Genomic DNA, 26,621 nt, shown 5'->3' with positions numbered 1-26,621 from the left:
TCTTATCCTTAAAATGGAGTCGCAATAATATTAAATTTCGACTTGAATATTGTCGATCAATCTAACACCACCAAAATAGGCTGCGGCTAAAATAACAAATTGAGTATCTTCGATTGTAGCAGTTTTTAATGTATCTCGTTGAGCAATCTCAAAATAGTCTGGCTTTAGGCCAGCTTGCTCTAAGCTCTGTTTAGCTAAGCTTTCAAGTTTTACGAAGTCTTTTTCGCCGCTTTTAAGTTGCTCAGCGCATGTATTAAGTGCTTTAAATAATACGGTTGCAGTCGCTTTTTGCTCATCAGATAAGTAACCATTACGTGAGCTCATAGCAAGGCCAGAAACTTCTCGCATTGTAGGTACACCAATAACTTCAACCGGAATTGATAGGTCGCGCGCCATGGTTTTAATTACTTGCAGTTGCTGAAAATCTTTTTCACCAAAGCAGGCGTAATCGGGTTGTACAAGGTTAAATAATTTTGTAACTACCGTGGCAACACCTCTAAAGTGACCAGGGCGTGAGCCACCACAGTAACCTAATGAAATATCAGGCACATCTACAAAGCTCTGTGCGCCAAGTCCATTTGGATAAATTGTCTCTACACTTGGGGTAAATACAATATCAGTGCCTAGTTCTGCAAGGCCTTGTTTATCTTCGTTTAGTGTACGAGGATAGTTATCTAAATCTTCGTTAGCACCAAATTGCATTGGGTTAACAAAAATACTCACAACGACTTTATCGGCTAAGTTTTTTGCTTTTTCTACTAGCGAAAAATGCCCACGGTGCAAGTTGCCCATTGTTGGCACAAGTGCCACGCTAAGACCCGCTTGGCGCCATGCTTTAATTTGACTACGTAACGATCTGATTTCAGTAATTGACTGCATTATTTAAACTCGTGTTCAGCGCTTGGAAACGCGCCATTTTTAACGTCTGTACAATACTTTTGAACGGCTGCAGGCATATTGCCTGTTTCGAGCAAAAAGTTTTTAGAAAATTTAGGAATGTAACCTGCCGAAATACCAACCAGGTCATGCATTACCAGTATTTGGCCGTCAGTTAAGCTGCCTGCACCAATACCAATAGTTGGGATGCTTAGGGCGTCTGTAATGCGTTTTGCCAGTGCACTTGGAATACACTCAAGTACTAATAATTGCGCGCCAGCAGCTTCAAGTGCTTTCGCGTCATCAATCATTTTTTGTGCTTTGTCTTCTTCGCGACCTTGTATTTTAAAGCCACCAAATACATGTACTGACTGTGGTGTAAGGCCTAAATGCCCGCAAACTGGAATACCTTGTTGAGTAAGCGTTTTAATGCTCTCGTAAAGCCATTCTCCGCCTTCAAGCTTAATCATGTTTGCGCCAGCGCGCATAAGCTCAGCTGCATTTTTACAAGTATCACTTACGCTTGAGTAGGTCATAAAAGGTAAGTCAGCAATTACAAATAATTCGCGGCTACCAGCGCGTACACAGCGGGTATGATATGCAATATCTTGATTGGTTACGCCAAGGGTGTCATCGCCGCCTTGTAGTACCATGCCCAAAGAGTCGCCCACTAAAATAACTTCAACGCCGTTATCATGAAATAACTTTGCAAAACTAGCGTCGTAGGCTGTCAATGCAGTAATTTTGTTATTTTCTGCTTTCATTTTATTTAAAGTAGAAACGGTTATTTTAGACATAATATCCTCGCAGGCAAAAGCCTAGGTTAATTACAGAGGTAATTGTTGTAAGTCGTTGAGCGGTAAATTATTTGCAATGGTTTTTAATGCAATGCCGCTAGGTAAAATAAGTTCAGGTGCAAGCTCTAATAGTGGATAAACCACAAACTCGCGATTATTCAAACCATAATGAGGCACAGTTAAGCGCACCGTATTTATAATTTGATCATCAAATAATAGAGTATCTATATCAAGAGTGCGTGGACCCCAACGTTCAGCCTTTCTTACTCGACCATGCTCAAGTTCAATACGTTGCGTTAAATCAAGTAATTGCTCTGGCTCAAGGGTCGTTTTAATGCACGCTACTGCATTGATATAGTCTGGTTGATCTTGTGGGCCCATAGGCTTACTTGCATAGTAATGCGATACGTTTATAAATTCACAATTAGGCAGCTTTTTAAGCGCGATTACCGCGTTATCAAGCTGCTCTTTTGGTGAGTTTAGGTTGGCACCTAAACCCAAATAAACACAGTGCATGTTATTACTCAGCTGGCTTTTTAGTAGGTCGACGGCGCTTTCGCGGCTTAGGACCACCTTGGTGACCTAAGTTTTTAACCATCTCTTTTTGGCCGTTTATATCTTGGCTTAAGTATTGTGTCCACCACTGGGCAAGCTCAGTATGCTGTGTTTCGCCTGCATCCACGCGTAATAATAAAAAGTCGTAGGCGGCTTTAAAGCGAGGTTGCTGCGTTAGTCTGTAAGCACGTTGGCCTGCACGTTTATCCAAACGATGCTGAATATGCCAAATATCGCGAGCACCTAAAGTAAAGCGTTTAGGAACCGCAATGTGTTGTGAGTTATCGCTTAGTACTTTATTCATTGCTTGTGCGAAAGCATCGTATTCTGCAAGTTGTTCTTGGCTTTGAATCTTTTTAGTACGTTCAAGCAGCGGGAACCAAAGTAGTGCGGCAAAAATAAACGCTGGTGTTACTTTTTTATCTGCATTAATACGTTTGTCGGTATTTTGAAACATTTGCTGAATAAGCGTGTGTTCTAAGCCACTTGGATTTTTATCTAAGATTTTATCAAGCTCAGGAAACAGTGAGCGGAATAAGCCGTATTTACGCAGCATTAAAAAGTTAGCTTCGGCCTTGCCGTTTAAAAACAGCTTAAGAATTTCTTCAAATAAACGTGCTGGCGGAATGTTATCAAGCAAACTTGCAAGCTCGCTAATTGGCTTTTCACTTTTAGGCGCAATACTCATATCAAGTTTAGTAGCAAAGCGAACTGCACGTAACATACGAACAGGGTCTTCGCGGTAACGCGTTTCAGGGTCGCCGATTAGCTCAATTTGTTTAGCTTTAATTGCCGCTAAGCCGTTGGCGTAATCGTGAATACTAAAATCTTTGATTGAGTAATAAAGTGCATTGATTGAAAAGTCGCGGCGTTCTGCATCTTCTTCAATACTGCCAAATACGTTGTCACGTAGTAATTGGCCTTCATCGCTTGATTGGCTTATTTGATTTTTGTCTTCTTGGGCTTCGTGGTGGCCACGCATAGTCGCCACTTCAATAATTTCACGGCCAAATACAATATGTGCTAAACGAAAGCGACGACCAATAAGGCGACAGTTTCTAAATAGTTTTTTTACTTGATCTGGCGTGGCATTAGTAACTACGTCAAAATCTTTTGGCTGTTGGCCTAACAATATATCGCGAATACAACCACCAACAAGGTAGGCATCGTAGCCACCGTCTTTTAAGCGGTATAATACTTTGATTGCATTTGGGCTAAATTGTTTGCGAGAAATACCATGCTCACCACGAGTGACAACAATAGGTTCACTGCTTACAGAAGCGCTTTGTGCACTTGTATTCGGGCCGATTATTTGTCGGCAAAATTGAAAAAGCTTGGAAATAATAGTCTGTCTCCTAGAAGGTGTGATTGACTCTGCATCGCAATCAAAAGTTACAGCAAATGGGGCGGTTATAGCCCAGTACAAGCTGTTTGACGTAATTAGCATATATTTAGGCGGCTATCATATACCAGCAGGGTTTAAAAATTAAGTTGATGTGTTGAAATTAAGCCGTTTTTAGCTATTTTATTTACTTAAATGTGTAAATTGGACTTTCTGACTACGTGGATGCTGAGAAATTTGTATTTCGGATACTTGTGGTACCTGTTTTAAGCTAAAGTTTTTAATTCCCCAAGCGATTAATTGTTCAATATTTAAATCGATTAAATCAGCTATAACAGGCAATCCTAAAAATTCAAATGCACTAATTAAAGCAGGCTTTGGATTTTGTTTGCTAATGGCAGGAGCATAATTTTGTTTAGACAATTTGAAACCAGGCTTGGCAACCGCTAAAGGTAAATGAGCAAATTCAGGCACAGGGCTATCGAGTTGTTTAAATAAACTAATTTGCCGTGCGGTTGGCTCAATTAAATCAGCGCCTCTTACAATTCGATTAATCCTTTGATCAATATCATCGACGACCACAACAAGTTGATATGCAAATAAGTCATCGCTGCGTTTAATTAAGTAATCTTCATGGGAAAGGGCACTATTTACTGTTATATCACCTTGAATTAAATCATTAAATTTAGTCGTTGGATGTTGCTGAATTAAGCGAAGCGCACCAGATTGAGTATTATGATTAAGTGCTTGGCAATGCCCCTGATAAATACCGCCAATAGCTTTTATTTGTTTGCGAGTACAGGTGCAACCATAAACAAGTTTTTGTTTTAAAAGTGAGTGGGTAATATCTTGGTATAAAGGTAGACGCTGCGTTTGATATACAACAGGTTCGTCCCAGTGAAGGGCGTAGGCATGTAAGGTATTAAGAATATCGGAGTCGGCGTTTTTAACCACGCGCGTAGTGTCAATGTCTTCAATACGAACTAACCAATCTCCTTGGTTAGCTTTTGCATCTAGATAACTACCCACAGCCGCTACAAGTGAGCCAAAATGTAATGGCCCAGAAGGAGACGGTGCAAAACGACCGCGATATTTACGCATAGGCGCAGTAACGGCTGTAGGAGACATAACTAATTAATAAATATTAATTAGCCGCGTCCAGATTGCTTTTCTTTGATTTCTGCAAGTGTTTTGCAGTCTACGCATAAATCGGCAGTAGGACGTGCTTCTAAGCGACGTATGCCAATTTCGATGCCACAAGACTCACAAAAGCCAAAATCATCTTCTTTAATCAAATTAATTGTTTTTTCAATTTTTTTGATTAATTTACGTTCGCGGTCACGAGTACGAAGTTCTAAAGAGAACTCTTCTTCTTGTGCAGCGCGGTCAACTGGGTCAGGAAAGTTAGCAGCTTCGTCTTGCATGTGTGATTTAGTACGATCAACTTCGTTACGTAAATCATTACGCCAAGTTTCTAAAATCGCTCTAAAATGAGCACGTTGTGCATCATTCATGTACTCTTCGCCTGGTTTTTCTTGGTATGGTTCTAAACCGGCTTGAGCCAATAAACCATGTTTCTTTTGGTCTGGCATAACTCTCTCCTAAATCCTTAATTTAATGCCTCAGCATTAGCCGGCGGTATAAATAACAGAATCTTATATCCTAGGCAAATTTATTTTTAATTAATCGAATTAGCTTCAACCATGCTTACTGAGTAAAAAGTGTATTAATAGTCTATTTACACTTTTAATTAATTCACATATTCGCTTTCTAAAACTTGCCTTGTTATGTGGGCAAAAGCTTTAAAAACAAGTTAATTTTTATAATTCACTTTGTATAACTTTTTTTAATTTGAGTACTTTGCTTATTTTGCAAATTACGCTTAGTTCAATCCCTTGGTTTAATACACTATTGTGCAAATACTATTTTTTTATGAAGTAAAACTTCATTAGCAGAAATTGTGGCCTTGTATGCTAATACTTCAACGCCGGCTATTATTGCTTGGCTTAATAGCGTGGCGTATTTTTTATCAATATGCGCAGCTGCACTTACTGTATTTATTCCTTCATGCAAAACAGCGAACAGTAATACTGCTCGGTGGCCTTGTTCGATCATTTCTATTAGTTCGCGAATATGTTTTTGTCCGCGCAGTGTTTGCGCATCAGGAAAGTAGCCTTGCCCGCTTTGTGGTGCATCTTCGCTTAATAATGTGACTGATTTAACTTCTACGTAGCAATCAGGCTTATTTTCGTCAGTGAGCAAAAAGTCGATTCTGCTGTTTTCGCTGCCGTACTTTACTTCGCTTTGCAATTGACTGTAGTCGAGTAGCTCGCTTATTACATTATTGTTTATTGCTTCTTCTACTACTTTATTAGCCACTGCTGTATTTACACAAATAAGCTGCGATAAGTTATTTTGCGTAAGCTCTAATGAATGCGGGTATTTTCGTTTTGCGTTATCGCTTGTTGAATAAAAAGCAGCAAAACCCGGCTCTGCGCATCCCGTCATTTTACCCGTATTAGCACAGTGGGCGGTAAATTCACTGCCATCACTTAATTGTAAATCAGCTAAAAAGCGTTTGTAGCGTTTTAATAAGGTGGCAGGTTGCAGAGTTGGCGTGTACTTCATGATAACTTCCAAAGCGTAAATACTGCACAGCAGTGTGGTTTATGTTATTTATCTCAAGCTGTTGGGAACTTAAGCGCTCTATAGTAAACTCGGTGGCACATTTAAGTGCAAGGGTATTCTAACATGAGTGAAAAATTTGTTGTTCAACTAAGCGAACAAGCAGCAGCGAGTCATTGGGGCGATAATGCGTCATTGTCTTTTAATGAGCGCGGTGCAACTGTTCATTTGTCTGAGCAAGAAACATTGAAAAATGTTCAAAAAGCTGGTCGTACTATTGCAATCCAAGGTATTAAAAACGTTGAATTAGCAGGTGATGCTTGGTGTACAGAAAGCCAGTGGGCTTTTTATCAAGGCTTTGTAACACCAAAATCGTTAAATGGTGTTGAGTTTGTTGATAACGCACAATCAGATATTAAAGAACTTGCTCACTTAAAAACGTCAGCAATTTGGGCACGTGAAATGGTTAACGGGACTGCCGATGACATTTACCCAGAAAGCCTTGCTGAAAAAGCGGCTGAGTTTATTCAATCATTAGCGCCTGAGCATGTAAGTTACCAAATTATTAAAGGTGATGCGTTACTAGAGCAACAGTGGATTGGTATTCATGCTGTTGGTCGCGGTAGTGTTCGCCCGCCAGTATTGCTTGAGCTTGATTACAACCCAACAGGCGACGAAAATGCACCAGTAAGTGCAGCGCTTGTAGGTAAAGGTATTACGTTTGACTCAGGTGGTTACTCAATTAAATCAAGCGAAGGTATGCTTGGTATGAAGTGCGACATGGGCGGCGCTGCAACAGTAACTGCAGGTTTAGCATTGGCTATTAACCGTGGTATTGAAAAACGTATTAAACTGTTTTTATGTTGTGCTGAGAACTTAATTTCGGGTCATGCATACAAATTAGGTGACATTCTTACTTATAAAAATGGCACGACAGTTGAAATTGTAAACACGGATGCTGAAGGTCGCTTAGTACTTGCAGATGGCCTAATGGCCGCAGGGGAGACTGGCGCTCCACTTATTATTGATGCAGCAACACTAACTGGCGCAGCGCTTGTTGCTGTTGGCCAAGAGTACAATGCATTATTTGCACTTGATAAAGAACTTGTACGTGAAGTTGAGAGTTTTGCATCTCAAGAAATGGAAGCTGCTTGGCCACTTCCTCTTGAAAAATGGCATCAACAAAACTGCCCATCTCCTTATGCTGATACGGCGAATAGCCGTGCACAAAAAGGTGGCGGTTATGGCGGTGCATCGAATGCTGCAGGCTTTTTATCGCGCTTTGTGCCAAACGATGGCAAAGGCTGGGTACACATCGATTTAGCGGCTGCATTTAACATGGGCAGTACAAGTCAATGGGCAGCGGGTGCAACAACTCAAGGTATGCGTACAGTTGCTCGTACTTTACAAGAAAAAGCATAATATTTACTAAATTACGCTTTTTACGCTAAAAATAGGCACCCTTGGGTGCCTATTTTTTAATTTACAGGCAAGCAATTTTATTTCATTTACGGTAAAATCAGTCGCCAATACCTGTTTGAGTTTAATTTTTGCTTAACTCTAAGCTGCGCTCAAATCTTATATCCACCACTGGGGTTTCTAATTATGTCAGATAAGTGCTACATCACAGCTCAACAGCTGCTTGAAGATTCGTTCCGCGTAGCGGCACAAGTATACCAAGATGGCTTTCGTCCTGATTTTATTATTGGTATTTGGCGAGGTGGTGCACCGATCGGTATTGCTGTTCAAGAATATTACGATTACAAAGGCATTGAGACTGACCACATTGCAGTACGTACATCGTCTTATTACGGTATTGGTAAACAGTCGAAAGAAATTAAAGTACACGGCTTACATTACATTGTAGAGAACGCAAATGCAGGTGATTCATTATTAATTGTTGATGATGTATTTGACTCAGGTCGTAGTATTGTTGCATTAAAAGAAAAGCTTTCAGAGCTTATGCGCTTAAACTTGCCACGTGATATTCGTATTGCATGTCCGTACTACAAGCCAAAAAACTCAAAAGTAGACACTGTTCCAGATTATTACATTCATGAATCTGAAGAGTGGTTAGTGTTCCCGCATGAACTATCGGGTTTAACACCGGATGAAATTATTGCTGGTAAATCTGATCTTGCGAAAATTCATGACATTTTGCTAGAGAAGTAATTAGTAATTTGTATAAATAGAAAAAGGCCGTTAAGGCCTTTTTTTATTTTAAAGCTGAGCAAAGCTATCTACATATTCACTTAGCTTTGGAATATCGACGGCTTGTAAGCCATCGTTACTTCTAAGTACTAAGCCTTTTTCTACGAGTTCTGTAACAACGCGTCTGTAAGCTCGCTCAGTGGTAGCAAAGCGTTCTGCTTCGGCATTCACGGTAGGGTAGGCCCTAAGTAGCGTAGGGTTGTTGTTCTCGGCTCTTAGCAAGCAATCTTTAGCTATGTTATAGCTAAGCGGTAGTAATAACTTATCTAGATTGATTTTTTGGTTTTCCTGAAACTTAGCCGCAATGGTTTGTGCGGTGTATAAGCTCAGTTCTGGTTTTTCAAGCAGTAGAGCACGCCAATGTCTTAATTCAATAAGGTTATAGGTTACATCGCTAAAGCACGTAACTGTATAAATACATGGATTATTATTTAGCGCTTCTATTTCACCAATAAGGGTATTGTTACAATCCAATTGACCTAACAGCAGGCGTCGTCCATTACCTACGTCGTAACTAAACGACACAGTGCCACTGCGTACAAGCACAAGCTTGCTTAAAGGCTGATCTTGATGGATCAGGACTTCTTTTTTTGATTGTTGATAGCTACTACCGGCAAAGGTTAAAAGCTGATCAACAAGGTAACTAGAAAAATGGTATTGAAACATCAATGTGCTCTTCGGACATTTGTCCTATTTATTACATCTTAATGACGATAGCATTAAGACACTAAGAATTTACGCTAACTTGCTATTAATATTATTAGCTTTGCTAAGAGTATTATTTTACCTTCATTTCCCGTGTAATGATTTAAGAATTTGCTGGTATTTTCCGGCAAACTTTTTCAGGTTTTTTAAGCAGGTTAGCTTTTTTATTTTGTTGTAACTTTGCAATACTTATAAGTGCCATAAGCTAGCAGTACATGTAATGCTAACCTAAAGGCTAGGAGAGAACAATTGAGTTGGGAATATTTAGGTTATATTGCATCAGCTTTATTGGTTGCATCGTTAACAATGACAGATGTAGTAAAACTACGTTGGTACAATATGTTTGGTTGTATTGTATTTACTGCATACGGTGTTGCCATTGGCGCAGTGCCTGTTATTTTTACCAATGGCTTATTGTCGCTTGTAAATTTATACCACATTATAAAAATATATCGCCAACCTAAAGTTGAAGACGCTAAAAGCTAAAATAAGTTATCTGTACAAAGTAAGTTAATGGTTTTAATTAAAATCAAAAACTTCAGTTTTTGTGCAGTCCAGCTTGAAGCGTATATAGATAACTTCACACCACTTTATATAACTTACCTTGATGATCCTTTGAACCATTCTGTAACCTCCTATTTGAAAGGTGATTACCATAGGTTTTAATACGTCGAACGTTAGCTAATACCAACCTGCATAAATCTTTGATCAATTTAACGAATTAAATTTCACTATAACGTCGTTAAAAATTTTTTATTTAGAACAACTAGATACAAAAATTTTTGCCTAGTTCTAGCGTAATTTTCTCAACGTTAAATAGACCCCGTATATAAGCAGATTGGTATAAACTCTGTTCGCGGTTAATAAATATATAAATAAGTGCTTCAAAAAATTCCATAAAAAAATCCGATAGCAGTAAACTGCTATCGGATTTTTATCTGTTATAACAACCTGCTTATGTATGGGGCTATTTAACTCGTTAAATTGTTAAATATTTACGCAGGTTGGTACTATGGTATTTAGGTATTTACGCTTTTTCTAAATCTTCAACGTCACCTAAGCCAGCAGTTAGTTCTTCAAGTAATTGCTTTATTTCTTCAGAAGCTAAAATAAAGTCAGCATCAAGTTTTAAAGCCATATCTTCTTTAGGAATATCTGCGTTTTCTTCTTTTAGAGTTTCAGAGTAGCTTAAACGTTTGATAGAGCCATCGTTTTGCAGCATAAACTTAAGACGCTCTTGCCAATCAAGTGCAAGTTTAGTTACGCGTTTACCACTTTCTAAATGCGATTTAACTTCATCACACGATAGATCATGACCTTTAAGCTTTACTTGTGCGCCGCTGTCGTCTGCTTCTTCAAGTTCAGCGTCTGAGCCAATAGCAAAACCTTCTGGTGTACTAAAGTTAGTTAACCAATCAGTTAAAAATACATCTAGGTCGTAGTTAGCAAACGCAGGTACAACCGGAAGCGTTCCTAACGATTTACGAAGTAGTGCTAGTAGCTCTTCTGCTTTATTAAAGCTGCCACTATTTACAACAACCCAACCGTTTTCTTGGTCAATAAAGGCAAATTGTAAGCTCGACTTTTTAAATGCTTGAGGTAGAAGAGTATGAAGAATGTTTTCTTTTAATTCGTCTTTTTCTTTCTTTTTAACTGGGCGGTTTTCTTCAGCTTCTATCAGATCAACTTTCTCAGCAACTAGTTCATTAATAACAGAAGCAGGGAGTACTTTTTCTTCGCGTTTAGCGCAAACTAGAATACTTTTTTGAGAAAAATGCGATAGCGTATCGCCATGTTTTCCAAACGCTTTTGTCCAACCAAATGTTGCAAGCTCTTGACCAGTACATGGGCGAAATAAATCTTGCTCTAATGCTTTATCAAAGTCTTCTTGAGTATATGAAACGTCTTGCTTAAAGCGGTAACAAATAAGGTTACTAAACCACATAGGGGAATTGATCCATTTGAAAAATTTGTACAATCATAGCAATAAAAACAGCATCTCGAAATGACTGATTTGTTACTAGGGCGTGTTGAACTTTATGGATTGAAATTTGTTCAATCTAGGGGCGATTAAATCGCGGCGCGAGATTTGTAACCTAGTGGGCTAAGTAAAAACCGAGCAACAAAAAGTTAATCGTCCCTAGAAAGAACCCAGAGGGCAGCGCATGTTTGGTATTTATGCTGCGTTGTCGCCTATTTATGGGGAATAACCACACTACATAGGCTCTGCCTTGCCTAAAAACCAAACATGTTGCTGCAAATTCAACCACCAAAGATCAACACGCCCTAATAATTTAATGCATATACTTTTATTTATTCATATTTATCAAAAATAGGCAGTGGCTTAGCCATGTTCTTCGGAAATTGAATATAGTAACGCAGACCTTTGCCCGGTTCACTCGTTGCATCAATAGAGCCACTAAGGGTTTGCTTGACCAAATTAAGCATTATATGGGTGCCTAATCCGCTACCGCCTTCATCGCGTTTGGTAGTAAAAAATGGGTCAAATAATTTTTTTAATTGCTCGTTAGTAACACCGTTACCGTCATCTTTGTAATCAATAGTTAAGTTGGTGTCATCAGCGCTTATTTTAATATCCATTACACCGTTGCTTTTACCTTCAAAGCCATGAATAAGTGAGTTCATAATTAGGTTAGTAAAAATTTGGCTTATAGCCCCAGCAGGTAGATTTAAAACTAAATCATCAGGACATTCTAATTTTATAGTATGGGATGTCTTTTTTAGTTTTGGGTGCAGTGAGCGTATTACTTCGTTAGTGTAATCTTTAAAGTTAATGGTTCTTACTGCTTCACTGGCTTGATCGACCGCTATTTGTTTAAAGCTAGCTATAAGCTCCGAAGCTCTATCTAAGTTAGTGGTTAGTAAGCTTGTGCTTTGTTTTGCTTCGTTAATGAATTCTTCTAGTGCTTTTGGCGAAAGTGTTTTTTCGGTATAAGCATTTTCGAGTTTATTTAAGCGTTCTTGTAAAAATGATATTGCCGTTACACCTATCCCAATAGGGGTGTTTATATCGTGTGTAATACCTGCTACAAGTCCGCCTAGCGCAGCCATTTTTTCTGTGCCTAGTAAACGTTCCTGTGCAAGGCTTAACTCTTCTATATAGCGCTGAGATTCAGTTTGCTTTGTAATTAACTCTAGCTCTGTGCTGCGGCGTAAGTCTACTTCTTCGGTGAGGACAATTTTTTGCTTTTCGAGTTCGTATTTTTGCTGCTGTAAATCCATCATTGCTTGGCTTAAGTTGGATGTTTTACGGGCTACGTCTTGTTCAAGTTGTATGTTGTGTTGATCAAGCTTTTCGTTACTTATAATGAGTTCTTTTTGGGTGTGTTCAAGCTCTTTTCTATACTGAACCACTTTATCTATTAGTTTGTTAAATGACTGCTCCATCACTTTTAGTTCATTATGTTCTTCTGTTTCTATTTCTATATGTTGACCTTCTAGCTCGTCTAGTTCTAAATTTTCTAGTTGCTCAGTGAGTTCTGCTAAAGGGTCTGTAAGAAGTTTTCTAAATGCCATTAAAAATAAGATGATCAAAAAGGTGGTTTTAATCATCGCATTACCAATCAAAAAGTAGATTGATACCATAATGCGGCTAAAAACAACTTCTCGACTTGAGAATAAGGTAACGTCACCAACTTGAGTAGCACGACCTGAAAATTCAAAAATAAGTGGAAAGGTATAACCAAATAAACCCGATTTTGCGTCTTCTAAAATAACCTCTTCTTGTACTAACTGTTGGTTATATAGCTTGTGTATATCAAGAGAGCGCCCTAGCTGTGAAATAATTTCGCCGCTGTCGTCTCGAACAATAATCCCTTCAATCATGGGAATGGCGAGTAAACCTTCTGCTGTTGTAATTGTTTGCTTGGTATTAAGCTCCCAAATTGCACGTGTTAAGCTGCGACTAAAGGTTTTTTGTAAGGTACTAAGTTCATCGCGAATATAGTCTTTAGTATTGACGTATTCAGCAAGCACTTGTCCACAGGTCACTACAAAGGTAAGCAAAAAATAGACGGATAAAACGCTAGTCAGTAGCTTCTTAGAAAGACTTTTTTGTAACATGAGTGACTTGTTCATCCTTTATTATTTTTGTAACGTTACGATAGTAATTTAAAAGTTAGTCAATAAACCTCTAAAAATAAATAAAAAAGTTAAAATTTAGTAAGATAAATCACAAAAAGTGAGCGTGTAGTATCAAAGTATTTAAACCAAGGTATAAATTAATAAATTCGTTATCTGTTATGTATTGTAGGCTTAATTAGTATTTGCTTTGGTTAATTATATCTTAAACGGATTTATTCTATATTTATCATTGTATTAAATTATTAATGCGCTGAGTGCTTGGAGGCGTGTTAAAGTGTCTAAAATGCAATGGAAGGCATTAGTTTAATAACCTTTTAATAACTTTGATGGTTGTGTAGTAGTAAACATGATGAAATTTTCGATATTAGTCTGTGACGATTCTGCAGTTGCCCGTAAACAAGTCGTGCGGTGTTTAAGTGAATGTATAGACGCTCAAATACAACAAGCTACAAATGGAGCGCACGCTCTAGAACTTTTACGAGCACAAAGCTTTGATTTATTGTGCTTAGATCTCACCATGCCTGAAGTTGATGGTATACAAGTACTCGAGACTATAAAAATAGAAAAAATAGAGTGCTTTGTTTTAGTTATTTCTGCCGATATACAAGAGAAAATGAAGCAACGAGTCGCACAACTTGGCGCAATAGACTTTATCGATAAACCTATCAATAAATCTAACTTAAACGAAATATTGCATAAATTTGGCATTCATTAGGTTTTTTCATGTTAAAAAAGGCTGTTTTATCTTTTAATTTAGGGTTGACAGCATAGCCTTTGTTAAGGCAGTCTTAACATATGAAAACAATTAATCGCGTACTGACCATTATTATTACAACCATCATTCTTACTGGATAGTGGCATAGGTCGGTGCAACAAATTTAAAGGCCTGTGTTCACTTAGAACACAGGCCTTTTTTCGTTTTATGGGATGAGGAACATAAACAATGCGAGTTTTAAAATTTGGTGGGTCTTCGCTTGCCGACTATGCATGCTTACAACAGGTAGCTCAGCTAGTTAAAGCACAATTAAAAGATGAAATGCTTTTGGTACTTTCTGCTCCAGGTGGAATGACCGATTCGCTAGTTGCACTTGCAAGTGCTGCAGAACAAGGCTCTGACTTTTCGCAGCAATGGCAAGCATTAGTTAGCCGCTGTGAAGGTTTGAAAGCTGACGTTGAAAAAAGTGGTGTAGTAGTTACAAGTTGGCCAAACTTAAGGGAACTTAAAAATAAACTAGATGGCGTATCACTTATACAATGTTGCCCTGATCAAGTTCGCGCATTTGTAATTAGCTTTGGAGAGCGCGTTAGTGTTTCTTTAATGCAGGCTTTATTGAATTCGCACGATGCAAGATACTTAGAAGCAACAAGCTGTATCGCTTCAACTGGCGGTTATATCGACGCCGAGGCTGATTTAGTAACAAGTAAAGCGCGCTTTCAAGCTGTGCTTAAAGAAAGTCCTGCAACTATCTATATCATGCCTGGTTTTACAGCGAGTAATGACAAAGGTGAGCTTACAACGCTTGGCCGTAATGGCTCAGATTACTCAGCAGCCATTGCTGCGGCTTGTTTAGAAGCTGAGATTTGCCAAATTTGGACTGACGTTGATGGTGTATACAGTGCTGATCCTCGTTATATTAAAAAAGCGACTAAAGTAGATTTTTTATCTTATAAAGAAGCGATGGAGCTTTCTTATTTTGGTGCAAAAGTACTTCACCCTAAAACAATTTTACCGTGTGCTAAAGCAGGCGTGCCGTGCGAAATTAAAAATACGCATAACCCAGACGCACAAGGCTCATTAATTGGTAACGATTATTCATCAGATGAGCCAGTAAAAGCGCTTTCGAGCCTACAAGACCTTGCAATGCTAACTGTCTCAGGGCCAGGCATGAAAGGCAAAGTAGGTATGGCGTCTAAGGTATTTAACGCGCTTGCTCACGATAACGTATCAATTGTATTGATCACGCAGTCATCATGCGAATTCAGCATTAGCTTTTGTGTACACGAAACAGACCTAGCACTTGCACTTGATGCGCTACAAACTGCATTTGAACTTGAATTACAAGCAGGGCTTATTGAGCCTGTACAAGTGCAGCGCAATTTAGCCATTGTTACTTTAGTGGGCGATAACATGCGCGCGCACCGTGGCTTAGCGGCTAAGTTTTTTGCATCGCTTGCACAAGCGCAAGTAAATATAGTGGCAATTGCACAGGATTCTACAGAAAGTGCTATTTCAGCAGTAATTGATGGCGAACTTTGTAACGACGCCGTAAAAATATGCCATGAAAACTTTTTCACGCATGTGCCGTCAATTGATGTGTTTTTACTAGGTTGTGGCTTAGTAGGGCAAGAGCTTATTAATCAGCTTGAACGTCAACAAGCGTGGCTTGAAAAGCGTAATATTAAACTCAACTTGTATGGTGTTGCTAACTCTCGTCAATTACACCTTGATAGTGAAGGTATAGCTTTTGGTGATTGGCAGCAAAAATTGGCCTCATCCGAGCAGGCGTTTGATTTAAAACTAGTAGAGCAGTTTGTTAAGCAAAATCATTTAGTAAACCCTGTGCTTGTTGATTGTACGTCGTCGGATGCACTTGCTGCGCAGTATGTAGACTTTTTAAATGCAGGTTTTCATGTGGTTGCTGCCAATAAAAAAGCAACAACAAGCTCATACACGTATTACCAAGATTTAATTGCAGCAACACAAAAAAATAATCGTAAATTTTTATACGAAACAAACGTTGGTGCAGGCTTACCAGTAATCGACAACTTACAGTCATTATTTGGTGCCGGTGATGAGTTATTAGAGTTTAGCGGTATTTTATCAGGTTCACTTTCGTATATGTTTGGCGCACTTCAAGATGGTTTATCACTTTCTGAGGCAACAATTAAAGCCAAAGAAAGTGGCTTTACTGAGCCAGATCCTCGTGATGATTTATCGGGTACCGATGTAGCACGTAAGTTATTGATCATCGCTCGCGAAGCCGGTATGAAATTAGAGCTAAGCGATATTGAAGTTGAGTCAGTATTACCACAAGGTTTTGCACAAGGTGATAGTGTTGATGAGTTTATGGCAAAACTACCAAGCCTAGATGCTGATTTTAACGAGCGTATCAAAAGCGCTGCGAGCGAGGGTAGGGTACTTCGCTATGTAGGCACAATTAAAGAAGGCCACTGTAAAGTAGGTGTTGAAGCAGTAGATGCAAAGCATGCGCTTAGTGTCATTCGCGATGGCGAAAACGCACTGGCTATTTTAAGCCAATACTACCAGCCACGTCCGTTTGTAATTCGTGGTTATGGCGCTGGTTCTGAAGTAACAGCCGCGGGTGTATTTGCTGATATTTTAAAAACGCTATCGCGCTAGGAGTTCGTTATGATTGAAGTATATGCTCCGGCGTCTATTGGTAATTTTGCAGTGGGTTTTGACGCCCTTGGCGCAGCGCTTGCGCCAATTGATGGCCGTTTGTTCGGTGATGTAGCCGTTGTAAGCGCAGCACCAAGCGATGAGTTTATTTGCACAGGCGAGTACGCTCACAAGTTACCCAGTGATGCTAATGAAAATTTAGCGTACCAGTGCTTAGTGCATTTTAGAGCGCATGTTGCGCCTAATATGCCAAGCGTAAAGCTCGAGCTTAAAAAGAACTTACCAATTGGCTCAGGGCTTGGCTCTAGTGCGTGTTCGGTAGTGGCTACCTTTGCTGCTCTTGATAAGTTTGCACAGACTCATTTAAGCCAGGTTGAGCTAATTGAGCTTATGGCTGACTTTGAAGCTGTGGTAAGCGGCGGTCGTCATTACGACAACATTACGCCATGTTATTTAGGTGGTTTGCAGCTAACAGGTGATTTAATTCCTGATAAATCGATTGCACTGCCGGTTGATGAAAACTGGTATTACGTTGCTGCATTTCCTGGTTTTTCGCTAAATACCGCAAAAGCGCGTTCTGTTTTACCAAAAGAGTTGAGCATGCATGCAAGTGTTGAGTTTGCTCAGCGTTTGTCGGCATTTAGTAGCTTACTGTTAACTAGCCGTTTTGACGATGCGCTAAGCATAATGAAAGATGAAATAGCAGAACCTTACCGCGCACCGCTTATAAAAGGTTTTAGTGAAGCCAAAGCAAGCTTGCCAGCACTGGGCGCTGAAATAGTCAGTATTTCGGGCGCAGGACCAACCTTATTTAGTGTGTGTAAAACACTTGAAGCTGCACAGCAATGCGCGCAGTGGTTAGAAACCAATTACATTAACGAGCAAGGCTTTTGCCACATTTGTAAATTAGATAACGACGGCACGCGTCAATTAACAGTTTTATAGGATAGTTAGTCATGCAATTACATAATTTAAAAGATAGCTCACAAAAAGTGTCGTTCGTTGAAGCCGTAAAAACAGGTTTGGGTCGTAACCAAGGTGTATTTTTCCCAGAATCACTGGCCCCACTGTCCGATGTTGATGCATTGCTTGATATGGACTTTGTTACGCGCAGCGGCAAAATATTATCGCACCTAATTGGTGATGAGCTACCAAGCGATACTGTGGCACAAATGGTTAAAAATGCATTTAACTTTCCAGTTAAGCTGGTGGAAGTTGAAGAGAACACATACTGTTTAGAACTGTTTCATGGTCCTACACTTGCGTTTAAAGACTTTGGTGGTCGCTTTATGGCAGAGTGTTTAACGCAGTTTAACAAAGACGAGAAAGTAACTATTTTAACAGCAACATCTGGCGATACCGGTGCAGCCGTAGCACATGCTTTTTATAATAAACCAAATATCGACGTAGTAATTTTATACCCTAAAGGCAAAATTTCACTTGCTCAGCAAAAGCTATTTACTACGCTAGGTAACAATATTCATTGTTATGCAGTTGAGGGCAGCTTTGATGATTGCCAAGAGCTAGTTAAAAATGCCTTTTTAGATGAAGAAGTTAAATCAACACTTGGGCTTAACTCAGCTAATTCAATTAATATTAGCCGTTTAGTTGCTCAGGTTTGTTACTACTTTGAAGCGATTGCACTGCTACCAAAAGAAAAACGGGCAACAGCACATATATCAGTACCTAGTGGTAACTTTGGTAATGTGTGCGCCGCAATGATTGGTGCGGTTATTGGTTTACCTGTAGGTAAATTAAGCGCAACAACAAATCAAAATGATACTGTGCCGCGCTTTATGCTTGATAAAAACTGGACGCCAAACGCAACGCTTGAGTCGCTTTCAAATGCGATGGATGTAAGTAAGCCAAACAATTGGCCGCGTGTACAAACAATGTTAGATAATAACTGGTTTAGCTACGATAATTTTTATTCAACAAGCGTAAACGAGCAAGACACGCAAGCCGTGATGAAAAAAATTCAACAAACGGGCTATGTTGCAGAGCCTCATACTGCTATTGCTTACCAAGGTCTTGTTGAAAATCGTGCGCCGGGTACTGCGGGTATCTTTTTAGCGACAGCTCATCCTGCTAAGTTTAAAGAAAGCGTAGAGGGTATTCTAAATATTGAATTAGGTATGCCAAAACCACTTGCTGATGCACTAGCAAAACCATGCCTAGCAAGCGATATGAACGCCGATTACGACGCGTTACGTACCGAAATGCTCGCTAAATTAGGCTAAGTTAAATTAAAAGGAAAAGCGGCTTGAGCCGCTTTTTTTATAACTTTATACGGATGAATACACTTAGTTATATTTACTAATTAAATGTAGTAAATATAATTCATTTAAAATTATTATGGCTTTATAAAAAAATATCATCTTAAAAGAGCTGTGAAATAGTTTCAATCCCTGTTTAAATATCCTCAACTTAAGAGCGTAGGCAAAGAGTCGTTTAAAGCGTACAATAAAGCCTCTAAAAAACACCATACACGTTGCCCTAGGAGACCCCAATGTTAGAACGTAGCATGAATATTTCGGATTTTGATCCAGAGTTATTTGACGCGATAACCAAAGAAACTGCTCGCCAAGAAGAGCATATCGAGCTAATCGCTTCAGAAAACTACTGTAGCCCACGCGTACTAGAAGCGCAGGGTTCACAGCTTACAAACAAATACGCAGAAGGTTACCCAGGCAAACGTTATTATGGCGGTTGTGAGCATGTAGATGTTGTTGAGCAATTAGCAATTGACCGTGCTAACGAATTATTTGGTTCTGACTACGCAAACGTACAGCCACATGCTGGTTCGCAAGCTAATGCAGCTGTTTTTCTAGCATTATTAGACGCTGGCGATACTGTACTAGGTATGAGCTTAGCTCATGGTGGTCACTTAACTCACGGTTCTCACGTAAGCTTCTCTGGTAAGCTTTACAATGCAATCCAATACGGACTAGATGAAGCAACTGGCGAAATTGATTACGCACAAGTTGAAGCACTAGCACTTGAGCACAAACCAAAAATGATTATTGGTGGTTTTTCAGCGTACTCAGGTATTGTTGATTGGGCTAAATTCCGTGAAATTGCTGACAAAATCGATGCTTATCTGTTTGTTGACATGGCTCACGTTGCGGGTTTAATTGCGGCAGGCGTTTACCCAAGCCCTGTTCCTCATGCACACGTTGTAACTACAACTACGCATAAAACACTTGCAGGCCCTCGTGGTGGTTTGATTATTTCTGCATGTGGCGACGAAGCAATCTACAAAAAGCTTAACAGCGCTGTTTTCCCTGGTGGCCAAGGCGGTCCTTTATGTCATGTTATTGCAGCAAAAGCAGTGGCATTTAAAGAAGCACTTCAACCAGAGTTTAAAGTATACCAAACACAAGTTGTTAAAAACGCAAAAGCAATGGTTGCTGTAATGCAAGAGCGCGGCTACAAAATCGTTTCTGACAAAACTGAAAACCACTTATTTTTACTTGATTTAATCGATAAAGATATCACTGGTAAAGATGCAGACGCAGCCCTAGGCAACGCTAACATCACAGTTAATAAAAACTCAGTACCGAACGATCCACGCTCACCATTTGTAACATCTGGTTTGCGTATTGGTTCTCCTGCAATTACTCGCCGTGGTTTTACTGAAGTAGAATCAAAAGAGCTTGCTGGCTGGATTTGTGACGTACTAGATAACATCACTGATGAATCTGTACAGGCGCAAGTTAAAGAAAAAGTAAAAGCAATTTGTGCAAAATTACCTGTTTACGCTTAATTGCATAAGCGGCAGTAATTTAGAGCACATAAGCTAGGGGCCTGTTTATCTTTCGAGGTTTAATTTGCAGTAGTATGTTTGGCTTTTAAGCAAGGCAGAGTCTATGTAGTGTGGTTACTCCACACAAATAGGCGATAACGCAGCATAAATGCCAAACATGCACTGCCCTCGGGTTCGTTCTAGGGGCGATTTACTCTTTGTTGCTCGATTTTTACTTAGCCCACTAGGTTACAAATCTCGAGCCGCGATTAAATCACCCCTAGATAGAACAAATTTAATCCTGAAAGGTCAACAGGCCCTATTTTTTTGCTAAGATAAAAGACCGCTATTTAGCGGTCTTTTTTGTTTTAAAACGGAAGTACCGAGCTATGCATTGTCCATTTTGTACCGCAAAAGATACTAAAGTTATTGATTCACGCCTTGTTGGCGGAGGCCATCAAGTTCGCCGGCGTCGTGAGTGTAACGACTGCCACGAGCGCTTTACTACATTTGAAGGCGCTGAACTGGTTATGCCTCGTGTTATTAAACAAGACGGCAGCCGCGAACCATTTAACGAAGATAAATTATTAAATGGCTTAAATCGCGCACTCGAAAAACGCCCAGTGAGCACCGAGCAAGTAGACGAAGTAGTGAATATAATAAAATCGCAACTACGCGCAACGGGTGAGCGAGAAATTTCAAGCCATTTGGTGGGTGAATACATTATGGAAGCCCTCAAAAAGCTCGATAAAGTAGCGTACGTAAGATTTGCCTCTGTTTATCGCTCGTTTGAAGATATACGCGAATTTGGCGAAGAAATTGCCCGCTTAGGGGAGTAATAAATGCAAAGCCAAACTACTTTTACCGAACATGATGAAATGTATATGGCACGCGCCATAGAACTTGCCAAAAAAGGCCGGTTTACTACCACGCCTAACCCTAATGTTGGCTGTGTATTAGTTAAAAATAATCAAATAATTGGTGAGGGTTTTCATCAATTAGCTGGTCAAGGTCATGCTGAAGTAAATGCACTGGCAATAGCTGGCAATAATGCACAAGGTGCAACGGCTTATGTAACGCTTGAACCGTGTAGTCATTATGGGCGTACACCACCGTGTGCTGAAGGTTTAAAAAAGGCGGGTGTTGTAAAAGTAATTGCCGCTATGGTTGATACAAACCCACAAGTTGCAGGCAAAGGCCTTAAAATACTGAGCGATGCCGGTATTGAAGTTGCTTATGGATTACTTGAATCACAAGCTCGCGCACTTAACGTTGGCTTTTTTAAGCGAATGGAACAAGGCTTACCTTATGTGACCTGTAAAATGGCAGCAAGCATAGATGGTAAAACAGCGCTTAAAAATGGGCAAAGTAAGTGGATCACAAGTCCCGCTGCTCGCCAAGACGTACAATTATACCGAGCGCTAAGCTGCGCTATTTTAACCGGTGCCGATACCGTGTTAGTAGACGATGCTAAACTTAATGTGCGACTAAGCGAGTTGCCTTGCACGCTACCTACCGATTTACCGCTTCGCCAGCCCGTGCGTGTTATAATTGACTCACAGAATCGTTTAACGCCCAACCTTGCTTTATTTAAAATCCAAAGTGATGTAATAATATTTACGACTAAGGTTGATAAATCACTGCAATGGCCGCATTTTGTAAAGCATATTGAAGTAAGTGAAAGTAACGGCAAAGTTGATTTACAGGCTGTTTTAGAAAAGCTTGGGCAACTGCAGTTTAATAATGTTTGGCTTGAGAGCGGAGCAACACTTGCTGGTAAAATGACAGAACTTGATTTAGTTGACGAGTTTGTTTTTTATTTGGCGCCTAAATTAATGGGCCATGATGCAAAAAGTTTAGTTAATTTTCCTGAATTGACGAGTATGCAAAACACCGTTGATTTAACATTTAATGAATGTGCGCGCATTGGTGACGATTTACGTATCACCGCGTTAAAAACTCATTAAAATCACTTAATAAAAAGAGTAGCGCTATGTTTACTGGGATAATAGAAGCCACAGGCAAAATTGCTTTATTACAAAAAAAACAAGGCGACTTAGCCATTCGTATCCAAAGTGCTGATCTTGATATGAAAGACGTAAAGCTAGGCGACAGCATTGCAACCAATGGCGTTTGCTTAACCGTAGTTGATAAACATATTGACGGTTTTAGTGCTGATTTATCTAACGAGACGATTGGTTTAACCGGTTTTGCTCACTATGCTTTAGGGCAAACGGTGAATCTTGAAAAAGCCATGCAACCTGTTTCGCGTTTAGGCGGTCATTTAGTATCTGGCCATGTTGATGGCATAGCAACTATTACAAGCATTACAGCAAACGCTCGAGCAACAGAATATTGGCTTACAACCGAAGAAAATTTAATGAAATACATCCCGTACAAAGGTTCGGTATGTATTGATGGTATAAGCCTGACAGTAAACGCTGTAGAAGGTAATAAATTCAAATTAACAATTGTCCCACATACGAGTGAGCAAACCACAATTGCTCACTTTAAAGTAGGCACTCAAGTTAATTTAGAAGTCGATCAAATTGCACGTTATTTAGAGCGCCTTATAAAAGGTGCAGAGCAACCAACGGGCTCTGATATTTCGATGAGCTTACTCGCTAAAGCGGGTTTTATTAAATAACGAAACAGATAACTTATACGAGCAAATTTATGAATTTACACAGCGCACAAGAAATCATAGACGACATTAAAGCCGGTAAAATGGTTATTTTAATGGATGATGAAGATAGAGAAAATGAAGGTGATTTAATTATCGCCGCAGAGCATATTAGCGCAGAGGCTATTAATTTTATGGCCACTCATGGCCGTGGCTTAATTTGTTTAACTATGACGCAAGAGCGTTGTGAGCAACTTGATTTACCTTTAATGGTTAAAAATAATGGTGCTGCATTTTCGACTAACTTTACAATGTCGATAGAAGCATCAAAGGGTGTTACTACAGGTATTTCAGCAGCAGATAGAGCGCGTACAGTGCAAGCGGCTATAGCTAAAGGCGCAGTACCAAGTGATATTGTTCAGCCTGGTCATATTTTTCCAATTATGGCACAACCTGGCGGCGTATTAACTCGCGCAGGACATACTGAGGCTGGCTGTGATTTAGCGCGTTTAGCTGGGCTTGAAGCATCATCTGTTATTGTTGAAATACTTAATGCCGATGGCACCATGGCGCGTCGCCCTGATTTAGAAGTTTTTGCGAAAGAGCATGATATTAAAATTGGTACTATTGCTGATTTAATCGAATACCGTAACTTAAATGAAACAACAATTGAGCAAGTTGCAAAATGTAAGTTACCAACTATTCACGGTGAATTTGATTTAGTTACTTACAAAGACACAATTGACGGCCAATTACATTACGTATTGCTTAAAGGCGATATAAAAGAGCAAGAACCGACAAATGTACGTGTACATTTGCAAAGTACCTTTAACGATATCCTACTTTCAGATAGAAGTGCTGACCGTAGTTGGGGCCTTTCAGAAGCAATGGCTTATATCGCTAAAAATGAAGGTGCTTTAGTTATTTTAGGTAAGCAAGAAAGCACTGAAGAATTAGAGGCAACTGTAAAAGCATTCGCAGCAGCTGATGCTGGCGAAAGCGTTACGCCTCGTAAATTCAAAGGTACATCTCGTACTGTTGGCGTAGGCTCGCAAATACTTGCAGATCTTGGAATTAAACAAATGCGATTAATGAGTCGCCCTAAAAAGTACCATGCACTTTCGGGCTTTCATTTAGAAGTTGTTGATTATGTTGAGCCACAATAAGCATCACGCTTAAACTAGGCTATTATTTTATTTTTATGGTATGATGCGCAGCAATTTTTGCGCAATCGCAACCGCTTGAACTTATTTTTAGGGTTATCAAATGAAAATTATTGAAGGTAGTAAGTACGCTCCTGGCAAAAAGTTTGCCATTGTCATTTCTCGTTTTAATGACTTTATCGGTAGCAGCCTCCTTGCAGGTGCTGTTGATGAGCTAAAACGCACTGGTGGTGTATCTGATGACGACATTACCGTTATTTATGTACCAGGCGCGGTAGAATTACCTTTAGCGGCTAAACGCGTTGCGGCAAAAAAAGAGTATGATGCAATCATCGCATTAGGCGTAGTGATCAGAGGTGGTACACCACACTTTGACCTAGTTGCTGGCGAATCAAACAAAGGTCTTGCGCAAGTATCACTTGAGTATGATATCCCGGTTGCATTTGGCGTATTAACCACAGAAAGCATTGAACAAGCAATTGAGCGTGCTGGCACCAAAATGGGCAATAAAGGCGGCGAAGCTGCTTTAGGCGCGCTTGAAATGGTTAATGTGTTAGATAAAATTTAAGTTTAAGGAATTTTTGTGAAACCAGCAGCAAGACGTAAAGCACGTATCTTAGCACTCCAAGCCGTTTATTCTTGGCAAATAAGTGGCAATTTAATTGCCGATATCGAACAACAAATGTTGATCGAAACAGACGTTACTAAAATTGATGTTGAATACTTTAAAGATTTAGCGACGGGTGTTGCTGTAAATTATAAGCAACTAGACGAAGCTGTATCACCACATTTAACACGTCCGTTTAATGACTTAGATATGGTTGAGCGCGCAATTTTACGTTTAAGCAGCTATGAGCTTAAGTTCCGTGAAGATGTACCTTATAAAGTTGCTATCAACGAAGGTATTGAGCTGGCCAAAATATTTGGCGCTGAAGACAGCCATAAATTTGTAAACGGTGTACTTGATAAAGCTGTTAAGCATTTACGCAAGTAAGTAAACCGTTAAAGAGGGGAGCCGGCATAGGCCGGCTTTTTTGTGTATGAAGGAATTTGAATTAATTAACCGCTACTTTAAAGGTCGCGGGATCACCCGTCGTGATGTAAACCTAGGTATAGGGGATGATTGCGCTTTAGTAACCGTTCCACAAAACTGCCAACTTGCCGTTACAACAGATACTCTTGTTGCTGGCGTACACTTTTTTGATGATATTTCCCCTCGTGCATTAGGTCACAGAGCGCTTGCTGTTAATTTAAGTGATTTAGCGGCAATGGGCGCTGAGCCAACATGGGTTTCAGTTGCGTTAACCTTGCCAAGTATTGACCCACAGTGGATTGAAGAGTTTACTGAAGGCATGCATGAAATTGCAGAATACTTTAATGTGCAAATTATAGGTGGCGATACCACGCAAGGCCCATTAACTATCACTATTTGTGCAAAAGGGACTGTACCAGAAGGTACTGCACTTCGCCGTAGTGGTGCGAAAGTGGGTGATTGGATTTATGTTACAGGTCCGCTAGGTGACGCTGGACTTGCAATTGAGTCTCGCAAACAAGGTATAAGTATTGAGCCAGAACATTTAAAGTACTTAAATAAGCGCTTTGACTTTCCAACACCGCGTGTTGCTGCAGGACAGGTATTGCGAGGTCTTGCATCATCGGCTATTGATGTATCGGACGGTTTAATCGCTGATTTGAGTCATATACTTGATATGTCGCAAGTAAATGCAGTTGTGAATATTGAAAGTATTCCGACTTCAGATGCAATGCAAGCAAGCCTTGATTTTAATCAGCAGCTGCCATTTATTCTAAGTTACGGTGATGATTACGAATTAATTTTTACTGTACCTGATAGCAATAAAAGTATGCTAGATATAAAACTGCGTCAATATGGTGTAGATGCAACATGCATAGGCCAAATTAAAAGTGGCGATGGTCAAATTGAACTTTTACACAACGGTGAAAAGTTTGATTTTAAGCAGCAAGGTTTTGAGCATTTTGCAAAGGAGCTGGTTTGAACAAAAACCGAAAGTTTAATTTAAAGCGCCCACATCAGTTTTTTGGTTTGGGTTTTGGTACTGGGTTAGCCCCTAAAGCACCTGGTACATTTGGCACTTTTGCTGCACTGCCATTCATTTTTATGACTATGTATTATCCGCTATGGTTGCAAATTGTGTTTGCCGTAGTGATCAGTATATTTGGTATATGGGCCTGCGGTAAAACGGCTGATGATTTAGGCGTGCACGACCATCCTGCTATTGTATGGGATGAAGTGGCAGGTTATTACATTACAATGATTGGTGCAGCACTTAGCTGGCAAACATTACTCGTTGGTTTTTTGTTATTTCGCTTTTTTGATATAGCAAAACCTGGCCCAATCCGTATGCTAGACAAACGAGTACATGGTGGTTTAGGTATTATGGCCGATGATATACTTGCGGGCGTTTTTTCGCTTATATGCTTACAGGCGCTAATAAAAGTGGGTTTACTACCCTTTTAATTTTTTATATTTGATTT

Annotated in this window: 26 protein-coding genes; 16 read left to right on the top strand and 10 right to left on the bottom strand. The window is 39.7% G+C overall.

Going from position 1 to position 26,621, the window contains the following annotated elements; all coding sequences use genetic code 11:
• Nucleotides 1-30: 30 nt before the first annotated feature.
• The 7 genes from panC to sfsA form a co-directional block, all read right to left on the bottom strand.
• Complete coding sequence (panC, locus tag I6E82_RS12215) at nucleotides 31-879, bottom strand: pantoate--beta-alanine ligase (RefSeq protein WP_007587167.1); 849 nt, start codon at nucleotides 877-879, stop codon at nucleotides 31-33.
• A complete protein-coding gene (panB, locus tag I6E82_RS12210) occupies nucleotides 879-1,673 on the bottom strand; it encodes a 3-methyl-2-oxobutanoate hydroxymethyltransferase (RefSeq protein ID WP_007587166.1) in 795 nt (264 codons plus the stop codon). The genes panC and panB overlap by 1 nt, the downstream gene beginning before the upstream one ends.
• Nucleotides 1,674-1,703: 30 nt before the next feature.
• On the bottom strand, nucleotides 1,704-2,189 hold the full coding sequence (folK, locus tag I6E82_RS12205) for a 2-amino-4-hydroxy-6-hydroxymethyldihydropteridine diphosphokinase (protein ID WP_007587165.1): 486 nt from the start codon (nucleotides 2,187-2,189) through the stop codon (nucleotides 1,704-1,706).
• Between the two features lie 4 nt (nucleotides 2,190-2,193).
• The gene (pcnB, locus tag I6E82_RS12200; protein WP_206007896.1) at nucleotides 2,194-3,675 is read right to left on the bottom strand and encodes a polynucleotide adenylyltransferase PcnB; all 1,482 of its coding nucleotides are present in this window, start codon (nucleotides 3,673-3,675) and stop codon (nucleotides 2,194-2,196) included.
• Nucleotides 3,676-3,753: 78 nt separating this feature from the next.
• Nucleotides 3,754-4,698 carry a tRNA glutamyl-Q(34) synthetase GluQRS gene (gene gluQRS / locus I6E82_RS12195; RefSeq protein WP_197118008.1) on the bottom strand — a complete coding sequence of 315 codons (945 nt, stop codon included), beginning with the start codon at nucleotides 4,696-4,698 and terminating at the stop codon, nucleotides 3,754-3,756.
• A 20-nt stretch (nucleotides 4,699-4,718) separates the two neighbouring features.
• The gene (gene dksA / locus I6E82_RS12190; protein ID WP_002962671.1) at nucleotides 4,719-5,162 is read right to left on the bottom strand and encodes an RNA polymerase-binding protein DksA; all 444 of its coding nucleotides are present in this window, start codon (nucleotides 5,160-5,162) and stop codon (nucleotides 4,719-4,721) included.
• 316 nt (nucleotides 5,163-5,478) lie between these two features.
• Nucleotides 5,479-6,198, bottom strand: a complete 720-nt coding sequence (sfsA, locus tag I6E82_RS12185; protein WP_007587160.1) for a DNA/RNA nuclease SfsA — start codon at nucleotides 6,196-6,198, stop codon at nucleotides 5,479-5,481.
• A gap of 123 nt (nucleotides 6,199-6,321) precedes the next feature.
• On the opposite strand from sfsA, the gene pepB reads away from it, so the two are divergent.
• Together pepB and I6E82_RS12175 are read left to right on the top strand one after the other, a co-directional pair.
• Complete coding sequence (gene pepB, locus I6E82_RS12180) at nucleotides 6,322-7,617, top strand: aminopeptidase PepB (protein WP_024589754.1); 1,296 nt, start codon at nucleotides 6,322-6,324, stop codon at nucleotides 7,615-7,617.
• A 183-nt stretch (nucleotides 7,618-7,800) separates the two neighbouring features.
• Nucleotides 7,801-8,367, top strand: coding sequence for a phosphoribosyltransferase (locus tag I6E82_RS12175; protein ID WP_007377478.1), 567 nt, complete (start codon nucleotides 7,801-7,803; stop codon nucleotides 8,365-8,367).
• A gap of 48 nt (nucleotides 8,368-8,415) precedes the next feature.
• On the opposite strand, the gene I6E82_RS12170 is transcribed toward I6E82_RS12175, so the two are convergent.
• Nucleotides 8,416-9,072 carry a Crp/Fnr family transcriptional regulator gene (locus tag I6E82_RS12170; protein WP_002962665.1) on the bottom strand — a complete coding sequence of 219 codons (657 nt, stop codon included), beginning with the start codon at nucleotides 9,070-9,072 and terminating at the stop codon, nucleotides 8,416-8,418.
• 288 nt (nucleotides 9,073-9,360) lie between these two features.
• Between I6E82_RS12170 and I6E82_RS12165 the strand changes: the two genes are divergently transcribed.
• Entirely contained in the window at nucleotides 9,361-9,597 is a 237-nt protein-coding gene (locus I6E82_RS12165; RefSeq protein ID WP_002962663.1) for a YgjV family protein, read from the top strand.
• 541 nt (nucleotides 9,598-10,138) lie between these two features.
• Here the strand turns inward: I6E82_RS12165 and rdgC are convergent.
• Nucleotides 10,139-11,056, bottom strand: coding sequence for a recombination-associated protein RdgC (gene rdgC / locus I6E82_RS12160; protein ID WP_007587156.1), 918 nt, complete (start codon nucleotides 11,054-11,056; stop codon nucleotides 10,139-10,141).
• Nucleotides 11,057-11,424: 368 nt separating this feature from the next.
• Nucleotides 11,425-13,194, bottom strand: a complete 1,770-nt coding sequence (locus I6E82_RS12155) for a sensor histidine kinase (RefSeq protein WP_024593692.1) — start codon at nucleotides 13,192-13,194, stop codon at nucleotides 11,425-11,427.
• Nucleotides 13,195-13,561: 367 nt separating this feature from the next.
• Between I6E82_RS12155 and I6E82_RS12150 the strand changes: the two genes are divergently transcribed.
• The 13 genes from I6E82_RS12150 (at nucleotide 13,562) to I6E82_RS12090 (ending at nucleotide 26,604) form a co-directional block, all read left to right on the top strand.
• Nucleotides 13,562-13,930, top strand: a complete 369-nt coding sequence (locus I6E82_RS12150) for a response regulator (RefSeq protein ID WP_197118007.1) — start codon at nucleotides 13,562-13,564, stop codon at nucleotides 13,928-13,930.
• A gap of 228 nt (nucleotides 13,931-14,158) precedes the next feature.
• Nucleotides 14,159-16,576: a bifunctional aspartate kinase/homoserine dehydrogenase I gene (thrA, locus tag I6E82_RS12145; protein WP_197112500.1), complete on the top strand. Its 2,418-nt coding sequence runs from the start codon at nucleotides 14,159-14,161 to the stop codon at nucleotides 16,574-16,576.
• Between the two features lie 9 nt (nucleotides 16,577-16,585).
• Complete coding sequence (gene thrB, locus I6E82_RS12140) at nucleotides 16,586-17,521, top strand: homoserine kinase (RefSeq protein ID WP_197112498.1); 936 nt, start codon at nucleotides 16,586-16,588, stop codon at nucleotides 17,519-17,521.
• A gap of 11 nt (nucleotides 17,522-17,532) precedes the next feature.
• Nucleotides 17,533-18,816 (top strand): threonine synthase, encoded by a 1,284-nt coding sequence (gene thrC, locus I6E82_RS12135; RefSeq protein ID WP_197112496.1) that lies wholly within the window; start codon nucleotides 17,533-17,535, stop codon nucleotides 18,814-18,816.
• A 269-nt stretch (nucleotides 18,817-19,085) separates the two neighbouring features.
• Nucleotides 19,086-20,342 carry a serine hydroxymethyltransferase gene (gene glyA / locus I6E82_RS12130; protein ID WP_197112494.1) on the top strand — a complete coding sequence of 419 codons (1,257 nt, stop codon included), beginning with the start codon at nucleotides 19,086-19,088 and terminating at the stop codon, nucleotides 20,340-20,342.
• Between the two features lie 368 nt (nucleotides 20,343-20,710).
• On the top strand, nucleotides 20,711-21,160 hold the full coding sequence (nrdR, locus tag I6E82_RS12125) for a transcriptional regulator NrdR (RefSeq protein WP_024589761.1): 450 nt from the start codon (nucleotides 20,711-20,713) through the stop codon (nucleotides 21,158-21,160).
• Between the two features lie 3 nt (nucleotides 21,161-21,163).
• Nucleotides 21,164-22,288 (top strand): bifunctional diaminohydroxyphosphoribosylaminopyrimidine deaminase/5-amino-6-(5-phosphoribosylamino)uracil reductase RibD, encoded by a 1,125-nt coding sequence (gene ribD / locus I6E82_RS12120; RefSeq protein WP_197118006.1) that lies wholly within the window; start codon nucleotides 21,164-21,166, stop codon nucleotides 22,286-22,288.
• A 26-nt stretch (nucleotides 22,289-22,314) separates the two neighbouring features.
• Nucleotides 22,315-22,968, top strand: a complete 654-nt coding sequence (locus tag I6E82_RS12115; protein WP_033032244.1) for a riboflavin synthase — start codon at nucleotides 22,315-22,317, stop codon at nucleotides 22,966-22,968.
• A gap of 29 nt (nucleotides 22,969-22,997) precedes the next feature.
• Nucleotides 22,998-24,110, top strand: coding sequence for a bifunctional 3,4-dihydroxy-2-butanone-4-phosphate synthase/GTP cyclohydrolase II (gene ribBA / locus I6E82_RS12110; protein WP_121954529.1), 1,113 nt, complete (start codon nucleotides 22,998-23,000; stop codon nucleotides 24,108-24,110).
• A gap of 100 nt (nucleotides 24,111-24,210) precedes the next feature.
• Nucleotides 24,211-24,675 carry a 6,7-dimethyl-8-ribityllumazine synthase gene (gene ribH / locus I6E82_RS12105; protein ID WP_007587130.1) on the top strand — a complete coding sequence of 155 codons (465 nt, stop codon included), beginning with the start codon at nucleotides 24,211-24,213 and terminating at the stop codon, nucleotides 24,673-24,675.
• A 15-nt stretch (nucleotides 24,676-24,690) separates the two neighbouring features.
• On the top strand, nucleotides 24,691-25,101 hold the full coding sequence (gene nusB, locus I6E82_RS12100; RefSeq protein WP_007587129.1) for a transcription antitermination factor NusB: 411 nt from the start codon (nucleotides 24,691-24,693) through the stop codon (nucleotides 25,099-25,101).
• Nucleotides 25,102-25,147: 46 nt separating this feature from the next.
• Complete coding sequence (thiL, locus tag I6E82_RS12095) at nucleotides 25,148-26,122, top strand: thiamine-phosphate kinase (protein ID WP_007587128.1); 975 nt, start codon at nucleotides 25,148-25,150, stop codon at nucleotides 26,120-26,122.
• Nucleotides 26,119-26,604, top strand: coding sequence for a phosphatidylglycerophosphatase A family protein (locus I6E82_RS12090; RefSeq protein WP_007587120.1), 486 nt, complete (start codon nucleotides 26,119-26,121; stop codon nucleotides 26,602-26,604). Before thiL ends, I6E82_RS12090 begins: the two co-directional genes overlap by 4 nt.
• Nucleotides 26,605-26,621 lie beyond the last annotated feature (17 nt).

Source organism: Pseudoalteromonas sp. NZS11, from assembly GCF_015864765.1.
In the GTDB taxonomy this organism is placed as follows: domain Bacteria; phylum Pseudomonadota; class Gammaproteobacteria; order Enterobacterales; family Alteromonadaceae; genus Pseudoalteromonas; species Pseudoalteromonas arctica.
Note: the sequence above shows the minus strand (reverse complement) of the source record. Positions and strands in the feature narration are given on the sequence as shown.